Genomic DNA, 239 nt, shown 5'->3' with positions numbered 1-239 from the left:
AATAAACTTATATATAATAGAGGTACAGATTTAGATATGGAATCTGATATAGAATCATATAAAAAAATAAATTTTATATACAAATTTATAAAAAGGTGWTWGATGTAATATGTTCTTTATTAGGTATAATCATCTTATCTCCAGTACTTATTATAGTTTCAATACTTATAAAATTAGAATCAAATGGACCTGTAATATTTAAACAGTTAAGAGCAGGTAAAGATAATAAGCCTTTTTAT

General features: G+C 21.5%; 1 protein-coding gene. It reads left to right on the top strand.

Translation table 11 applies throughout. The annotated features are described in order from the left end of the window. Nucleotides 1-95 precede the first annotated feature (95 nt). Nucleotides 96-239, top strand: a 144-nt coding sequence (locus G3997_RS11980; protein ID WP_296649492.1) for a sugar transferase, incomplete at its 3' end; no start/stop codon positions are given.

Origin of the sequence: Romboutsia sp. 13368 (assembly GCF_018336475.1) — a bacterium.
In the GTDB taxonomy this organism is placed as follows: Bacteria; Bacillota; Clostridia; order Peptostreptococcales; family Peptostreptococcaceae; genus Romboutsia.
The sequence above is the reverse complement of the archived record's forward strand: the minus strand, read 5'-3'. Positions and strand labels throughout refer to the sequence as shown.